The 17,158-nt window shown below is 33.9% G+C and carries 10 protein-coding genes and 1 pseudogene; 10 read left to right on the top strand and 1 reads right to left on the bottom strand.

Features of this window, described 5'->3' with window-relative positions; genetic code table 11:
• The first annotated feature begins 96 nt into the window (after nucleotides 1–96).
• From alaS to IV513_RS15810, 8 genes and pseudogenes are all read left to right on the top strand, one after another.
• Entirely contained in the window at nucleotides 97–2,700 is a 2,604-nt protein-coding gene (alaS, locus tag IV513_RS08335) for an alanine--tRNA ligase (RefSeq protein ID WP_209390132.1), read from the top strand.
• A gap of 178 nt (nucleotides 2,701–2,878) precedes the next feature.
• Nucleotides 2,879–5,335, top strand: coding sequence for a hypothetical protein (locus tag IV513_RS08330; RefSeq protein WP_209390117.1), 2,457 nt, complete (start codon nucleotides 2,879–2,881; stop codon nucleotides 5,333–5,335).
• 199 nt (nucleotides 5,336–5,534) lie between these two features.
• The gene (locus tag IV513_RS08325) at nucleotides 5,535–7,010 is read left to right on the top strand and encodes a hypothetical protein (RefSeq protein ID WP_209390116.1); all 1,476 of its coding nucleotides are present in this window, start codon (nucleotides 5,535–5,537) and stop codon (nucleotides 7,008–7,010) included.
• A gap of 73 nt (nucleotides 7,011–7,083) precedes the next feature.
• A complete protein-coding gene (locus tag IV513_RS08320) occupies nucleotides 7,084–8,898 on the top strand; it encodes a cytochrome-c peroxidase (RefSeq protein ID WP_209390115.1) in 1,815 nt (604 codons plus the stop codon).
• 80 nt (nucleotides 8,899–8,978) lie between these two features.
• Nucleotides 8,979–11,384 carry a hypothetical protein gene (locus IV513_RS08315; protein ID WP_209390114.1) on the top strand — a complete coding sequence of 802 codons (2,406 nt, stop codon included), beginning with the start codon at nucleotides 8,979–8,981 and terminating at the stop codon, nucleotides 11,382–11,384.
• A gap of 18 nt (nucleotides 11,385–11,402) precedes the next feature.
• Nucleotides 11,403–11,639: a hypothetical protein gene (locus IV513_RS08310; protein ID WP_209390113.1), complete on the top strand. Its 237-nt coding sequence runs from the start codon at nucleotides 11,403–11,405 to the stop codon at nucleotides 11,637–11,639.
• Nucleotides 11,640–11,741: 102 nt separating this feature from the next.
• The gene (locus tag IV513_RS15815; RefSeq protein WP_245168903.1) at nucleotides 11,742–12,959 is read left to right on the top strand and encodes a hypothetical protein; all 1,218 of its coding nucleotides are present in this window, start codon (nucleotides 11,742–11,744) and stop codon (nucleotides 12,957–12,959) included.
• Between the two features lie 21 nt (nucleotides 12,960–12,980).
• Nucleotides 12,981–14,195 (top strand): annotated as a pseudogene (locus IV513_RS15810) (DUF5686 family protein); the annotation flags it as partial.
• A gap of 41 nt (nucleotides 14,196–14,236) precedes the next feature.
• On the opposite strand, the gene folP reads toward IV513_RS15810, so the two are convergent.
• The gene (gene folP / locus IV513_RS08300) at nucleotides 14,237–15,007 is read right to left on the bottom strand and encodes a dihydropteroate synthase (RefSeq protein ID WP_209390131.1); all 771 of its coding nucleotides are present in this window, start codon (nucleotides 15,005–15,007) and stop codon (nucleotides 14,237–14,239) included.
• 325 nt (nucleotides 15,008–15,332) lie between these two features.
• Here folP and IV513_RS08295 point away from each other — a divergent pair, with 325 nt between their 5' ends.
• Nucleotides 15,333–15,890 carry a DUF1599 domain-containing protein gene (locus IV513_RS08295; protein ID WP_209390112.1) on the top strand — a complete coding sequence of 186 codons (558 nt, stop codon included), beginning with the start codon at nucleotides 15,333–15,335 and terminating at the stop codon, nucleotides 15,888–15,890.
• Nucleotides 15,891–15,903: 13 nt separating this feature from the next.
• On the top strand, nucleotides 15,904–17,019 hold the full coding sequence (locus tag IV513_RS08290; protein WP_209390111.1) for a BT_3928 family protein: 1,116 nt from the start codon (nucleotides 15,904–15,906) through the stop codon (nucleotides 17,017–17,019).
• Nucleotides 17,020–17,158 lie beyond the last annotated feature (139 nt).

Here is a 17,158-nt window from a genome sequence, read left to right as displayed (position 1 = left end):
ATATATAGCAACAAATCATATAAAACATTAAATTTGCCAACCAAAAGTTGATGCGTGAAATACCAATCAACTATCAACCAACAACCGACAACTAAAATGACTTCACAACAGATAAGACAGCAATTTTTAGATTTTTTCAAAAGCAAAGAACATTTAATTGTTCCTTCTGCGCCCATCGTTCTTAAAGATGACCCTACACTGATGTTTTCCAACTCTGGGATGACACAGTTCAAAGATTATTTTTTAGGTTACAAAGAACCGAAAGCCTCCAGAATTGCAGATACCCAAAAATGTCTGAGAGTTTCCGGGAAGCATAATGATTTGGATGATGTGGGACGTGATACTTATCACCACACAATGTTTGAGATGTTGGGAAACTGGTCTTTTGGCGATTATTTCAAAAAAGAAGCCATTTCTTGGGCTTGGGAATTGTTGACAGAAGTGTACGGAATTCCAAAAGAAAATCTTTACGTAACCATTTTTGAAGGCGACGAAAAAGAAAATCTTGAAAGAGATAACGAAGCTTATAATTACTGGAAAGAATTTATTTCTGAAGACAGAATCATCAACGGAAACAAGAAAGATAATTTCTGGGAAATGGGTGCAAGCGGACCTTGCGGACCTTGTTCGGAAATTCACGTTGACTTGAGAAGTGCAGAAGAAAAAGCTAAAATTTCCGGATTGGAATTGGTTAATAACGACCATCCGCAGGTTGTAGAAATTTGGAATCTCGTATTTATGCAGTTCAACAGAAAGGCAGACGGTTCTTTGGAAAATCTTCCTGCAAAACACATCGATACCGGAATGGGATTCGAGCGTCTTTGTATGGCATTGCAGCATAAAGAATCCAATTATGACACCGATGTTTTCACCCCTTTGATTGCTAAAGTTGAGGAACTTTCAGGTAAAAAATATACAGGAATTTTAACGGATGAAAAAGACATCGCCATTCGTGTTGTGGTAGATCACATCAGAGCGGTTTCTTTTGCAATTGCAGACGGACAATTGCCATCTAACGGCGGTGCAGGTTACGTTATCAGAAGAATTTTAAGAAGAGGAATTTCTTACGCCTACAGATTCTTAGACCAAAAAGAGCCTTTCCTTTATCAGTTAGTGGCTGTTCTTCAGGAACAAATGGGCAAATTCTTCCCGGAGCTTGAAAAACAGGGAACTTTGGTAACTGAAGTGATTAAAAGTGAAGAAGAATCTTTCCTCAGAACCATTGAAACAGGATTAATAAGAGTTGAAAAACTCATTCAACAGACTATTTCTGAAGGTAAAAAAGTATTGCCAACAGAAGAAGTTTTTGAATTGTACGACACTTACGGTTTCCCGGATGATTTAACAAGAATTATTGCCGAAGAAAAAGGCTTAACCATAGATGAAAAAGGCTTTGAGCAGGCTTTGAATCAACAAAAACAACGTTCCAAAGCAGATTCTGCACAGAAAGTGTATGACTGGGTAACTTTGGAGGAAAAACCTGAAAATTTTGTCGGTTACGATAAAACCGAGTCTGAAACCTACATTACAAGATACAGAAAGGTTGAAAATAAAGACGGAGAATTTTATCAGATTGTATTGAGCGAATCGCCTTTCTATCCGGAAGGTGGCGGGCAAATCGGGGATAAAGGTGTTCTTGAAAATGCCGCTGAAAGCTTTGAAGTACTTGAAACCAAAAAAGAAAACGGCTTGATTATCTCTTTAATCAACGGGCTTCCGAAAGATGCAGGTGCTGTTTTCTATGCTAAAGTCAATGATTCTGAAAGAAGAAATTCTCAGGCAAACCACTCGGTAACGCATTTGCTTCACGAGGCTCTGAGAGAGGTTTTAGGAACGCACGTAGAGCAAAAAGGCTCGTTTGTAGGTCCTGATTATCTGCGTTTCGACTTTTCACATTTCAATAAAATGACCGATGAAGAACTGAAATTGGTTGAAGATAAAGTGAATGCGAAAATTAAAGACAGCATTGCTTTGCAGGAGTTCAGAAGCATCCCGATTCAGGAAGCTTTAGACAGAGGTGCGATGGCTTTGTTTGGTGAAAAATATGGTGACAATGTAAGAATGATTCAGTTTGGAACTTCTATGGAACTATGCGGTGGAACTCACGTTAAAAATACGAGCGAAATCGGGCATTTCAAGTTGGTTTCTGAGAGTTCTGCAGCGGCGGGAATCAGAAGAATCGAAGCCATTTCTGCAGATAAAGCCGATGAGTATTTCAAAAATCTGGAAAAACAGATGACCGAGCTTTCTCAATTGCTGAAATCTAAAGATGTAGTACGTTCTATCGAGAAATTAATAGAAGAAAATTCCGCATTAAAATCTGAGGTGGAAGCTTTCAAAAAAGAAAAAGCAAAAGGCGAAATCGGCGATTGGAAAAATGCTTACGAACAAAAAGGCGACAAGCTTCTTTTGGTGAAGAAAACCTCTTTGGATGCAGGTTCTGTGAAAGATATCGTGTTCCAGTTGAAGAAAGAAATCCCAACTTCGGTAACGGTAATTTTATCTGATGCAGACGGAAAACCAATGATTACGGTTGGTGTTTCGGATGATTTGGCATCGAGTTATCAAGCAGGAACAATCGTGAAAGATTTAGCAAAAGAAATCCAGGGCGGCGGCGGTGGAAATCCGGGCTTTGCAACGGCAGGCGGTAAAAATCTTGATGGTTTAGAGAATGCTTATCAGAAAGCTCTGAATCTATAAAATATATAAAAAATCTTAAAACATTACTTCTTTTATCCAGGTTTAGGGATTTAAAATATTGAAAATCCGCTGCAAATCAATTGATTGTAGCGGATTTTGTTTTTAACAAAAGTTTATATTTTCTCTCATGGTTTTGTAACTTTCTTATCAATAGTTTTGTCTCATTAATAAAAACTACATGACAAAATTTTTATCTCCATTATTTTTATTGTTGAGTATCTTCATTTTCAGTCAGAATCAAATTAAAGTTTTAAGTAAAAACGATAAAAAACCGATAGGAAATGCCGCTGTTTATTGTGATGATGATCTGCTTGGTAAAACCAATGATGAAGGAATTCTGAATTTTAAAACAAAATGTAAGAAAGTTGAGGTTTTAGCCAACAATTTCGAAGATGCAACGGCTGATGTAAAGAAAAATATGGAAGTTCTTCTAAAAACTTCTTCCGAAAAATCCAGCAACATAGACAAGATTGTAATTTCAGATAAAAGCGATCCTAAAGCACTCAGAATTCTCGATGAATTCAATAAACGAGAGAAAAATAATTCTCCTAAATCATTAGATTCTTATCAGTTTAAATCTTATTCTAAGTATTCTATTGACGTGGATAAAGATTCTATTGATGCGTTTAAAAGTTTTATTGTAAGCAGAAAAGATTCTTTGTCTAAAGTAGAAAAAAAGGAGGTTTTTAAAAAGAAAAGCGATGAAAAAGATTCGTTACTTAGTGAAGAATTTCTAGATGCAGCCAAAGATGGACAAATGTTTTTGTGGGAAAAAGCAACAGAATACAAGTATTCTGACAAGTTTGGCGAAAAAACCAATGTTTTAGACAACAGAATGTCGGGTTTCAAAAATCCTATTTATGAAGTTTTAGCAATGAATTTTTCTAATCTTAACAGGATTCCGCGACAATTAAAACAGGAAAACAGAAATCTGTTTAATTTTTATGTTACAGATACCATACAGATAGACGGAAGAAGCACTTATGTTATTAAATTCAAAGAAATTACCGACAAAAAGAAGCAGAATCCCAGAAAATTTAACGGTAAAATTTACATTGATACCGAAACGTTTGCCCTCAAAAAATTTGAAAGTTCAAGTAAAAAAAGGAATGAAGGCAATATAGTTTCGGTTTGGAAACCTATTAACAATAAATGGTTTCTCGATTATGAAGACATGAGGATGAAAATGGGAGATCAGTCTTTCGATACTGCTAAAAAAGACAGTGTGAAAGCCGGCGAGAAACAGAAATACTATAAAAAAACTTTCGGAAATTATCTTTATATTAAAAACAGATTTTTCGATTTTGAAATTAATCCTGAACAGAAAGCATCCGAATTTAAAGGATATTCTTTAGAAGTGAAAAATTCTGATGGAAGTCTGCTTAATCAATACAGAACCGACAGCCTAACCATAAGAGAAAATATAACTTATAACAATATCGATAAATTTGTAGAAAAGCACGATTTTGAAAAGAAATTAGGCTTTTATACGCAGTTACTGAGAGGTAATTTAAGATATAAAATGATTGATTTTGATATTACGAAAGTATTCAATTACGACAAATATCAGGGGTTTCGAGTAGGAGCAGGAGTGAAGCTTAACGAAAAATTCAGTAAGACATTTTCTCCCGACGGATATTTTGGCTACGGTTTTAAAGATCATACCTGGAAATATGGGCTTGGTTTAGATGTGAAATTATCGCAGAAAAGAACTTCTATTTTCAGAATAGATTATGTGGATGATGTTTTTGCAGCAGGAAGATTCAGCAACAATATGTGGAATACAATGATGAAATTAACCGACATCAATCTGGATCTTCACAATGCTAATTTTTATAAAAATCAGAAATTTGGTGCATCGTATCTCTACGATATCTCCAACTCTCTAAGTATGAAAATTGCGGTGAATAAAGAGAAGCAAAAAGCACTTTTCGATTATCAGTACAGAGATTTAGAGAATAGTTTTAATAATGTAAGCACTACTTTATCTCTGAAATTTTCGCCAAATGATAAAAATATTATGACTCCTAGCGGAAAATATACTTTTGAAACAGGTTTTCCTCAGGTTTTTGCCAATTTCGAAAAAGGATATCATATTTTAGGCGGAGATCTGAACTATCAGAAATTTGATGCATTAGTTGTACATCAGTTCAGAACCAAATTAGGATATACCAACTTAAAACTTTTAGGCGGAATTTCTTCAGGAACTGCGCCTATCTGGAAAAATTTTGAAATTGCAGGCCAAACTGAAAGAGGTTTAGAGCATTGGTTTTCCAGCGTAAGTACACCGTCTAATTTTGGTTTTGCGACCATGCCTTCGGGGACTTATTTTGCAGACAAATTTGTAGCATTTAAAATTTCTCAGTATTTACCTTTCAGATTCAGAACCATTGGCAAAAGATACTCCAATATCGAACTGGAATATCAGTCGGCAATTGGTAATTTCAAAAACAGAGGAGATCATCAGTTCGATTTTATTCCTTTAGATCACTATTATCAGGAAGCTGGAATAATCTGGAACCGTTTTCTGGGAAGAAATTTCGGACTTGGATTCTCTTATAGACTTGGATATTATCAGACCCCTGTATTTAAAGAAAATTTTGGGGTTAAACTAAGATTTAATCTACTGAATTAAACTTTGCCCCATATACTCTAAAAATAGAAATTCAATGATTTTGAATTTCTATTTTTTTTGGGAAATACTTTAAAGTTCTCTTTTAATTAACAATTAACTTTCATTATTCAAATAAAGTTAATTGCAGTTTTGCTGTTATTAAAGTGCAGTTAACAATAGACTTATAGTTTTGCAAACAGATAAACTATAAAAATATATTATGAAAATTGAAAGATCTATTGGTGCGTTATTTTTATTTGCAGCACTTGCGCAGAGCTGTAAAGACGATGTAGAAACAACCGAAACTCCGGTAAACAGCGATGTGAAAATCGAAAATTTTTCTAAAGAACCTGCATTTGTATACGGAATGCCTGGTTTCGAGAATTTGAACATTACAACGCTTATTTCAAGCTCTGATGTGCTTTCTCAAAGTCCGAACTTTGTTTTTGCAGGACAGCCAGACGGAATGGGAATTATGAAAGATCCTAATTCTAATGGGTATCTGATGATTACCAACCACGAAATTACCCAGTCTGTTTCCAGAGTATATTTAGACAAAACTTTCAAACCTGTAAAAGGTGAATATATTCTTAACGGAATTGGTGGGATGACAAGATTGTGTTCTGCAACATTGGCAACACAGAAAGAACATGGCTTCGATGCATTTCTTACAGCAGGAGAATCCGGCGAAGAAAGTATGGTACATGCTCTTAATCCTTTGGCACCTGTTTCTCAGGCTTCAGATAAAACAAGAGTAAAACCGGCTTTAGGAAAAGCTTCTATGGAAAATGCAGTTCCTCTTCCTAAAGATATTTCTGGTGGTAAAACATATATTATGATTGGCGAAGATCAGTCTTATTCTACTTCTCATCAATCAGCAGGTCAGCTTTTGATGTATGTTTCGAATACACAGGGAGATCTAGACAACGGAAAACTTTATTCTTTAAAAAGAACCAACAACAATTATACGGAGACAGATATGGTAAAAGGTTCTCAGTATGATGTAGAATTTGTAGAAATTAGCAATGCTAAAAATCTTACAGGAGCCCAGATTAACCAAAAAAATATGGATCTTAATGCCATCCGTTTTTCGAGAGTGGAAGATGTAGATTACAGAAAAGGAGCAGGAAAGGGTAGAGAAATTTATTTTACAGCAACTGGAGAATCTTCGGATGGTGTAAATCCAAAACCGGGACTTACCATGTGGGGAAGAGTTTACAAGCTTGTTCTTAACGAAAACAATATGCTTGCAGGAAAACTGGAAGTTGTTGCAGAAGGAGATTCTAATCCTGGAAATAATTTAATTAATCCCGATAACCTTTGTGTAACCGAAAATTATGTTTACATTCAGGAAGATGGAGATTCTTACTATTCTGCAGCCAATCACGATTCATACATTTGGCAGCTGAATATCGGAACAAAACAGTATAAGCCTTGGCTTAATATGAAACACAACAGAAACGATGCTGCTTGGCAAACTGCATACAACCAGTCTGGTAATTTAACGAAATTGGGTTCTTGGGAATTTGGTGCAATGATAGATATTTCAGATATCATTGGGGTTCCGAATACTTTTGCGGTAAATATTCACTCTCATACTTGGCAAAAAGATGCATTTAAAAATGCAGATGGAGCGGGCGTAAATACCAACAAAGAAGGCGGGCAGATTGTAATCATCAGAAACGTACAGAAATAATACTAATCTTTAATAACCTAAAAAAGTATCAATAGAAATCTCTGTTGATGCTTTTTTATATATTCTGTTTCCTATGAAATTAATCCTGAAATATCCGCTCTTGGTATTTCTTTTCATTGTATTTTTATTTTTTGGCATTTTACAGTGTAAAAAGAACGAAATTCCTCCTGTAAATTCGCTTACGGATGTAAAAAATGAAATTTTAAAGAATAATAATGATTTTCTGCAACAGACCAATAATCTTATTGATTTGGTTTCTCATAATGCTACAGAAAAAACGTTGCAGGAAAAATTTGGAAATCTAAGAAAAACGTACAAAAAAATGGAATGGGCTGTAGAGTATTTTCTTCCCCATTCTGCAAGATTTATTAACGGAGCTGCACTTCCAGAAATAGAAATGTCGGAGCATACCGAGATAGAACCTGAAGGATTACAGGCTTTAGAGGAACTTTTATATCCATATGAACCATCTAACAAAGATGAAGTAATAAGACTTCTGAAAAAACTTCTGAATAAAAGCAATACCATTAAAACCAATTTTCTGGCGATAAGCATAGGAAAAGATCAGGTTTTTGATGCTTTGAGACAGGAAGTTTTTAGAATTTCAAGTCTGGGAATTGCAGGTTTTGATACTCCGATTTCCGGAGCTTTTCTACAGGAAATGCCTTATGCGATGGAGTCTGTTAAAAAAGTTTTAAGCCAAATTTCAACAGAAAAATCTAAACACAATTCTTATACAACACTAAGTACACAAATCGACGCGGCAATTAATGTACTGAAGCAGAATTCCGATAAAATAACATTCAATTATGTAGTGTTTATTCCTTCTTACTTAAATAAAATTTCTGAAACTCTTCTTCAGTTCCGAAAAGAAGAGCGTATTCCTGAAGTGGAAGTTACCACGGTACTCCGCAAAAATGCTGCTACTTTTTATTCGAAAAATGCTTTCGACGCCAATGCATTTACAGCGGGAAAAGAATATACAATGACTCCGCAGAAAACAGAATTGGGAAAAGAACTTTTTTATGACCCTATTTTATCCAACAACAGTACAAGAAGCTGTTCTACCTGTCATGTTGCCGAAAAAGCGTTTACAGACGGAAAAGAAAAATCGATGTCTTTACAGAATGTCGCATTGGTAAGAAATACACCTTCGCTTAATTATTCAGCATTTCAGCACGGTCAGTTTTGGGATATGAGAAAAGACGATCTCGAACGGCAGAGTTCCGATGTAATTACCAATAAAGAAGAAATGCACGGCGACCTAAATGTAATTATTGCCAAAATAAATAACAATAAAAAATACAATTCAGATTTTAAGAGGATTTTTGGTTCTCAGAAGGCTCAGGTTTGGCAGCTTCAGAATGTTTTGGCAACTTATATAAGATCACTTGCCACGTTCAGTTCAGATTTTGATGAGTATATGAGAGGGAATAATAATGCAATGTCTGAAAGACAGAAAAAAGGATTCAACTTATTTATGGGAAAAGCCCAATGTGCAATTTGTCATTTTCTTCCGCTTTTCAATGGAACTGTTCCTCCGGATTACAAAAAAACAGAACAGGAAGTTTTGGGTGTTGCAGAAAATTTCAGTAATAAAAAATTAGACCGCGATCCGGGAAGAGGGAAATTCCATGAAACGGTAGCATTTTTACAAAATTCATTCAAGACACCAACACTCAGAAACATCAATAAAACAGGTCCTTACATGCATAACGGAGGATATAAAACTTTAAAGCAGGTAATGGAATTTTATAATAAAGGAGGAGGTGTTGGTTTTGGATTTAAAATTGAAAATCAAACGCTTTCGGATACTCCACTTCACCTTACCGACACGGAAATGGACGATGTAATTGAATTTTTGAAGGCGCTTGATGATAAAAAGTAGCAACTATTGATATTGATAAAGACATAGAATTCAGCTTTCTGAAACAGAAAATTATCTGTAATTTTGGGCAGGTTTTTCCTATGAAAAAAATTCTGAGTTTTGTTTTGTTTTTGCTGTATGTTTTTGGTTTTTCGCAATCAAAGATTATGGTATTTAATGAAGCAAATCATACTCCTATTCCGGATGCAGAAATTCTTTGTAATAATGTTGTTTTAGGCAAAACAGATCATTATGGATTTTTAGAATTTAAACCCTCATGCAAAAATATAGAAATAAGAGCGGATGGATTTTATACGGAAAACGCAGTAGTAGAAAAATTTATAAAAGTTTCCTTAATTAAAGCTTCATATAAAATTAACGATATCGAAGCGGTTATTCTTAACGATAAAAGCGATCCCAAAGCGCTGGAAATTTTAAGAAAAGTAGAACGGTTGTTCAAAAGCAATTCCCCGGAAAGTTTAGATTCTTACAGCTATAAATCTTACGAAAAATTATCTGTAGATATCGATCAGGACAGTATTTCTGCATATCGAGATCTTTTTAACGGAAATTTTGGGTTTTTAAAGAAAAAAAATAAAGGAGACAGTATTAATAATCTATCGTCGCGCCGAATTCTTGAAAAAAGTAAACTTTTTCTTTGGGAGAGAGCTCAGAGATTTTTGTTTTCCCAAAAATATGGTGAGAAAATTACAATTCTGGATAATAAAATATCCGGGTTAAAGCAGCCTATATACGAACTGATTGCTTTACAGAGCAACCGAAACAAAATTCCGGATCAGATTAAGCAGGAAAACCGTGGTTTATATCGCTTTTTCCTTACAGACAGCATTCAGATAGATCATAGAGATACGTATGTCATTCGTTTTAGGGAAGCGAATTACAAAAAACCGATGAAAAGAAGAAAATTCAGCGGTGCTATTTATATTGATGCAGAAACATTCGGAATAAAAAAAATTGAGAGCATCAGTAAAGAAAAAGATGAAGGTCATATCATCAGTACATGGAATTTTTATGCAGGAAAATGGTTTCTGGCAGAAGAAAATCTTAAATTAAGACTCAGCAGACTGAAATTAGGTGAAGAATTTACAGATCGCGAAGAAAATCGTGAAGAGAAAAGGAATTTCGGAACGTATGTGTTTCTCAATTCGAAATATTTTAATTACGAATCACCCATAGAAGAAAACAAAGGAGATTTTAACGGGTATACCTTTTCAGTAAAAAATACCTCGGGAAATACCTTGAATCTTTATCGGGATGAACCTCTTTCGTTAAGGGAAATTCAAACTTATTCTACCATAGACAGCATCGGGAAATTGTATAATGTAGACCGAAAAGCCAGAATTCTTACAGGATTAATCAACGGTCAGGTCAGAATGGGAAGTTTCGATTTTGATATTGGCGAAATTGTTAATTATAACTTATCCGAAGGGTTCCGATTGGGTTTAAAAGGCAAACTTAATGAAACTTTCGAAGCCTATTTTTCTCCCGATTATTATTTTGCGTATGGTTTAAAAGACCAGCGTTGGAAATACGGAATCGGAGTGGATATGAAAGTTTCTCTGGAAAAAAATAACTTTTTCAGAATAGAATATTATGATGATGTAAGTGCTTCTGGCGAATTCTACCGCAGACTCTGGACGTTCAGAATGAAGATGATGAATTATGGAAACAACATTAATAACGATAAATTTTACCGCTACAAAGGAGTTTCATTATCTTATCTTAATGACATTAGTAATGCATTAACCTTAGCTTTTGCAGTCAGAAGAAATGTAGAAACAGCACAATTCGATTATAATTTTCGCGGAAAAGGAGATGCTTTCGAAAATTTCAATACGTTAATTACTCTGAAATATTCTCCCAATTCTACCAATATCATGACGCCGCAGGGGAAATCTCAGATCGACCAGAAATATCCGGAACTGTATTTCAACTACGAGCAAAGTATGAAAGTTTTTGGAGGCGATTTTAATTATATCCGTTTTGATGCTTTGTTTGCACATAATTTTCAGAATATATTAGGAAAAACGGGGGTCCGTTTATATGGTGGTTTGGTTTTGGGTGAAGCTCCGATTTGGAAACATTTTACCATGAATGGTCTGGCTTCTCCAAGCCGAGATATTAATTTCAATCTTACTTCATATCTCGGTTTTGCAACTTTAGAAGGCGGGAAATTTTATAACGACCGTTTTATAGCGTATTATTTAACCCATAAAATACCGTGGTATTTCAAAAGTATTGGTCAGAATGTTTCCAGTTTTGATTTTGTTCTTCGTGGAACCATCGGAGACATGAAACACCCGCATTACCACGATTTCAGATTTAAAAAACTCGATCATCTCTATCAGGAAGTAGGATTGGAGTGGAATAATTTTTTATCATCTTATTTCAATCTCGGTTTTTTCTACCGTGTGGGATATTATACCACTCACAATTTTAAACAAAACTTTGCGGTACAGTTTAAGCTTAAACTTCTGGAATTTTAAAAAATTAAATATTGAAAAATGAAAACAATTGAAATAAAAGCCGAACAGTTTTTTGAATTATTGAAGCTTAAAGATACTTCTATGTGGTCTGTATTTGCTCAGATGATAGACGGAGAAGAAAAAGAAATTATTTTTTTGGATAACGAAGAGAAAATTCTCTTCAATTATATTCTTCCGGTAAATGCTGAAAAACTCGAGGAAGATAGAAAACAATTTTCTAAAGAGTTTGCAGATAAAATGGCAAGCCAGAATTAAAAATAATGTAATATTGTAATATGGGATAATTTACGGCACTTTTTTTGTCTGAGGAAACTTTTAGACAAACGAATTTTCCCGATCTAAAACCATGTTACATTTATGAAGAATATTTTTATTATTGTTTTCTCTTTTTCTTTCTGTTATGCTTTTTCGCAATCTAAAATTATTGTGAAAAATGCGGCAGATGACACTGCAATTCATGGAGCAGAAATTTCCTGCAAAAATCAGGTATTAGGAAGAACGGATCATTCCGGAACTCTTATTTTCAATACAAAATGTAGCAAAGTAGAAGTTACTGCAAAAGGATTTTACGAAGAAGATGTAGTAACCGATAAACTGATGGAGGTTTTTCTTACCAAAACCGATGTAAAAACGCGAGAAATTCAAAGTGTTGTTTTACAGGATAAAAGCGATCCGAAAGCTTTAGAAATTCTCAGAAAAATCAATGAAAATTATCAAGAAAATTCACCAAAGAGTTTAGATTCTTATTCATACAAATCGTATGAAAAAATTTCTTTGGATTTTGATGAGGATAGTATAAAAGCGTACAACAATTACATCGGCAACCGAATCGATTCTCTTAAAAAACTTCCTCAACAACCCATGAAAAAGCAGGAAATGAAAGATTCTCTGCAATCGGTCGGATTGATGAAGCTTATGGGAAGCAGCAAAATGTTTTTATGGGAAAGGGCTCTGGAAAATTTGTATTCTAAAAAATATGGAGAAAAAACCATTGTTTTAGATAATAAAATTGCTGGTCTTAAAGAACCTATTTACGAGTTGATGGCATTTCGTTCCAACAGAAATCAGATTCCCAAAGAAATAAAAGAAGAAAACAGAAATCTTTACCGTTATTTTTTAACAGATTCTATAGAAATAGACGGGAGAGAAAATTATGTAATCCGATTTCGGGAGGTTGGTTATAAACAATCGGCTAATAAGACAAAATTCAATGGATATATTTATGTAGATAAAGATACTTATGCTCTGAAAAAGATTGTAAGCAACAGCAAAATTAAAAGCGAAGGCAGTATAACCAGTATTTGGAAACCATTCGATAATAAATGGTTTTTGGTTAAGGAGAATTACAAGATAAAATTGGCTTCCACAACGTTTTCCAATACCAGCGATTCAGATAAAAATAAAACTAAAGAACAGAAAGAAGAAGAAAAAAAGACCAGAAGCAAATTCGGAACCTACGCTTTTGTTACTGCAGATTATTTCGATTTTAAAACTCCAATTGAAGAAAAACGTCAGGATTTCAGAGGTTACAGCATGGAGGTGAATAATTCTGACGGCAGTCTAATAGACAAGTAAAGAACAGATAGTTTAACAGGAAGAGAGCAAACTACCTATTTGAAAATAGACAGTCTGAGCAACAAATATAATCTTGACAATAAAGTGAAAGCTTTGGCTGGTTTATTAAAAGGGAAACTCAGACTCGGAATGGTAGATTTCGATCTTTCAAAAATTGTGGGTTATAATAAATACGAACATTTCAGATTAGGTTTAGGAGCCAAACTCAACGAAAAATTCAGCAGATATATTTCTCCGGATGCTTATTTTGCCTATGGAATTTACGATAAACAATTCAAATTTGGAGCGGGTGTAGACATTCGTACCACTACAAAGAAAAATTCTTTCTTCAGAGTAGAGTATTTTGATGATGTAAATGCAGCGGGGAGATTTTCAGAAAATCTCTGGAATTTCAGAATGATGATTATGAATTCCGGAGTTTCGTTAAATAATGGTGTTTTTTACGGATACAAAGGTTTTGCAGTGAGTTATGAAAATGACATTACAAACGGATTAACAGTAAATGTATCTGCAAGAAAATCCGAAGAAGATGCTAAATTCGATTACAGCTACAAAGGCTTAGGAAATACATTTGATGTTACTTCGTCTACAATTACCCTAAAATACTCTCCAAATTCGAAAAATATCATGACTGAAAATGGAAAGTTTACCTACGAGCAAAATTTCCCCGAATTTTATTTCAATTATGAGCAGGGTTTCAAATCTTTAGATGGCGATTTTAATTTCAGTAGGCTAGACGCTTTGTTGGTGCACAATTTTAAAACTAAATTAGGTGTTACCGGTTTGCGTGCTTACGGAGGAATTGTTTTTGGAGATGCACCCATTTGGAAGAATTTTACCATGAATGGTTTGGGCAAAGGAAACGGAGGGCTTAATTTTAACCTCACTTCGTATTTAGGCTTCGCTACAATGGAAGGCGGAAAATATTATAACGATAAATTTGTGGGAGCTTATCTTACGCACAGACTTCCTTGGTACTTTAAAAGTTTTGGTAAAAATGTATCGAGTTTTGATATTATTTACCGAGGAACAATTGGCGATATGAAAAACCCTGAATTTCATCAGTTCGATTTCAAAAAATTAAACCATCTTTATAATGAAGTAGGTTTAGAGTGGAACAATTTCCTTTCCACACAGTTCAATTTGGGATTCTTTTATAGAGTTGGTTATTATAATACGACCAAATTCAAAGATAATTTTGCCATTCAGTTTAAGCTGAAATTACTAGGTTTTTAAAAATAAATTTGCCTCCTGATTGATGAAATTAGGAGGTTTTTTTAGCGGTTTATTAAAAACTCATCAACAGTTTTCTTTGCTTCTGCAACATCATGAACTCTTAATATTTTTGCACCCTGCTGCAATACTTTTAAATGCAGTTTTTGGGTTTCCTGATTAATGTCTAAAGGCGATTTTCCAAGAGGTTTATAAATGAAAGATTTTCTGGAAATTCCTATCAGTAAAGGATATTGTCCAAATCCTAGAAATCGGATTTCATCAATCATTTTCATTTGGTCTTCCACGGTTTTTCCAAATCCAAAACCAGGATCCAGAATAATATCTTTAATGCCTTTTTTTCTTAGTTCCTGTATTTTTTTGCTGAAATATTGGTTGATTGATAATGTAATATCGGTAAAATTAATTTTTTCGTGCATAGATTCATAAGTAGAATTAATGTGCATCAAAATATAGGGAAGTCGAGTTTCTGCTACCGCATTCAGCATGTTTTCATCATATTGTCCGCCAGAAATATCATTAATAATGTCGATCCCCTCATCATAGCCAAACTGTACAGTTTCAGCATAAAATGTATCTAAAGAAAGTAGTGTTTCGGGGAAATTTCTTTTTATTTCTGAAATTATTTTGCCTATTCTTCTTATTTCTTCTTTAGCCGAAAGAAATTCTGCATGAGGTCTTGTAGACTGTGCTCCAATATCAATAATTTCGGCACCTTCATTCAATAATTTCTCGGTATGCAGAAGAGCAGATTTTTCGTTGTTAAATTTGCCGCCGTCTGAAAAAGAATCCGGCGTAATGTTGAGGATTCCCATAATCTTCGGCGTATCCAGTTCGATAAGTCTTCCGTTGCAGTTTATAGAGTGTACAGGAGAATCGGGAGAGAAAAAAGATGAGTTGTTGTGAAGCATCAGTTCTGATGATTTTATGAATGATACAAAATTAAACTAAAAGTTGATAAAACGATCATCCATTGCATATTTTGAAATAAACCATAACTAAAAGATTAAAAAAAAATTAGTTTTTAGCTTGTAAAACTTTATATAAAACGCTTCAAAATTATTCTGCAATCGAAACTCTAGAGCTGATAAACAATCTCGAAAAACAAAAATTTGTATCTTTGAAAGATTAAGGAAATTTATGAACAAAACTTCAGAGCAGTTTGGTAATGTTATCTCAGAATGTAGGGATTTATTCAGTAAAAAACTGCAGGATTATGGTGCTGCGTGGCGGGTTTTACGTCCAAGTTCAATTACCGATCAGATTTATATTAAAGTCAATCGAATACGTACTTTACAGATGACTGATGTTAAAATGATCGACGAAAGCGAAGAAGGGGAATTTGTGGCTATCGTTAATTATTCAATTATTGGTTTAATTCAGTTAGAAAAAGGTCTTTCCGATGATTTTAATGAAAATAAAGTAGAAATCTTAAAGCTTTACGACGAGTATGCTTCTAAAGCACACGCCTTAATGGAAAAGAAAAACCACGATTATGGTGAAGCCTGGAGAGATATGAGAATTTCTTCAATTACCGATTTAATTTATCAAAAAGTTTTAAGAACCAAACAGATAGAAGATAACCAAGGTAAAACACTCGTTTCGGAAGGTTTGGATGCCAATTATTTTGATATGCTGAATTATGCCGTGTTCTGTTTAATAAAATTTTCCGAGCAAAATCATCAAAAACAACTTTAAAAGATTAAAAAAAATGATTAAAAATTTACTACGATTCGTTATTGCAGTTATCTTTATCCTTTCCGGCTTCGTAAAAGCGGTCGATTTGGTAGGGTTTTCTTTCAAAATGGAAGAGTATTTTTCTCCGAGCGTTTTCAATATGCCGTTTTTGGAAAAATTTGCTTTAATATTTTCTGTAATTGTAGTGGTTTTAGAACTTCTTTTAGGTGTAATGCTGCTTTTAAAATTTAAACTGAAGTTCACAATTTCTGCACTCATTGCATTGTGTGTTTTCTTCGGATTCCTTACGTTTTATTCGGCTTATTATAACGTTGTTACAGATTGCGGATGTTTTGGTGATGCCATAAAATTTACACCTTGGCAAAGCTTTATTAAAGATATTGTTCTTTTAGCAGGGCTTATTATTTTATTCGTTCTCTACAAAAAAGAATTTTGCAGTAAAGACGATCCTTACAGCTACAGCGAGAAACCTAAAAGCAACAAATTGAAGTCTGCTTTTTTCGGAGTTTTTGTTGGATTGATGATTTTTGTAATGGCTCAAGGTATTATCAATGAACCGATTATTGATTTCAGAGATTATAAAATCGGAACAGATTTGAAGGCGGAAAAAGAAAAAATAAACAAGAACCCTTCAGAATACAAAACTTTTTATTCTTTAAAAAACACAAAAATGGGCGAGGTAATCCGTATTAATCAGGACGATTATGTGAAGGAATCTAAATATTGGGAAGAAGGAACCCCGTGGAAAACAGAAGAAGGTAAAAATGAATCTGTACTCGTAAAAGAAGGCTATAAATCTGAAATTTCTAAATTTAAAATTGAAGATCCAACCGGTCAGGACGTAACAGCAGAAGTTATTAATGCTCCCAAAGCGGTTCTGGTATTTTCTTATCATCCAAAAGAAGTTTCTAAAGAGCTTTTAGCTAAAATAGAAAATAAGGTAAAAACGCAAAATGCTACTGTTATTTATGGCGTTTCTACCATGCCAGATACATTTAAAACAATTAAGAATGCAATGATGGACGGTACAGCTATTAAAACCATTGCGAGAAGTAATCCATTTGTTTTGATTATCGAAAATGGTAAAATTACAGATAAACAGCCGGCTAAAAATTTTGTTGAAGAATAAAAGTAACTTTATTTATCTCAAAGTTTATCTATAAAATTAATATGAATATCCGTAATTTATCATAACTTTTGTATATTTGTAGTAATCAAACAATTAGATATGAATTTATTCAGTTTTTCAGCACATTTTGGGACAGAAG

This window comes from Chryseobacterium sp. RR2-3-20 (assembly GCF_017808115.1).
GTDB lineage: Bacteria > Bacteroidota > Bacteroidia > Flavobacteriales > Weeksellaceae > Chryseobacterium > Chryseobacterium oryzae.
The sequence above is the reverse complement of the archived record's forward strand: the minus strand, read 5'-3'. Positions and strand labels throughout refer to the sequence as shown.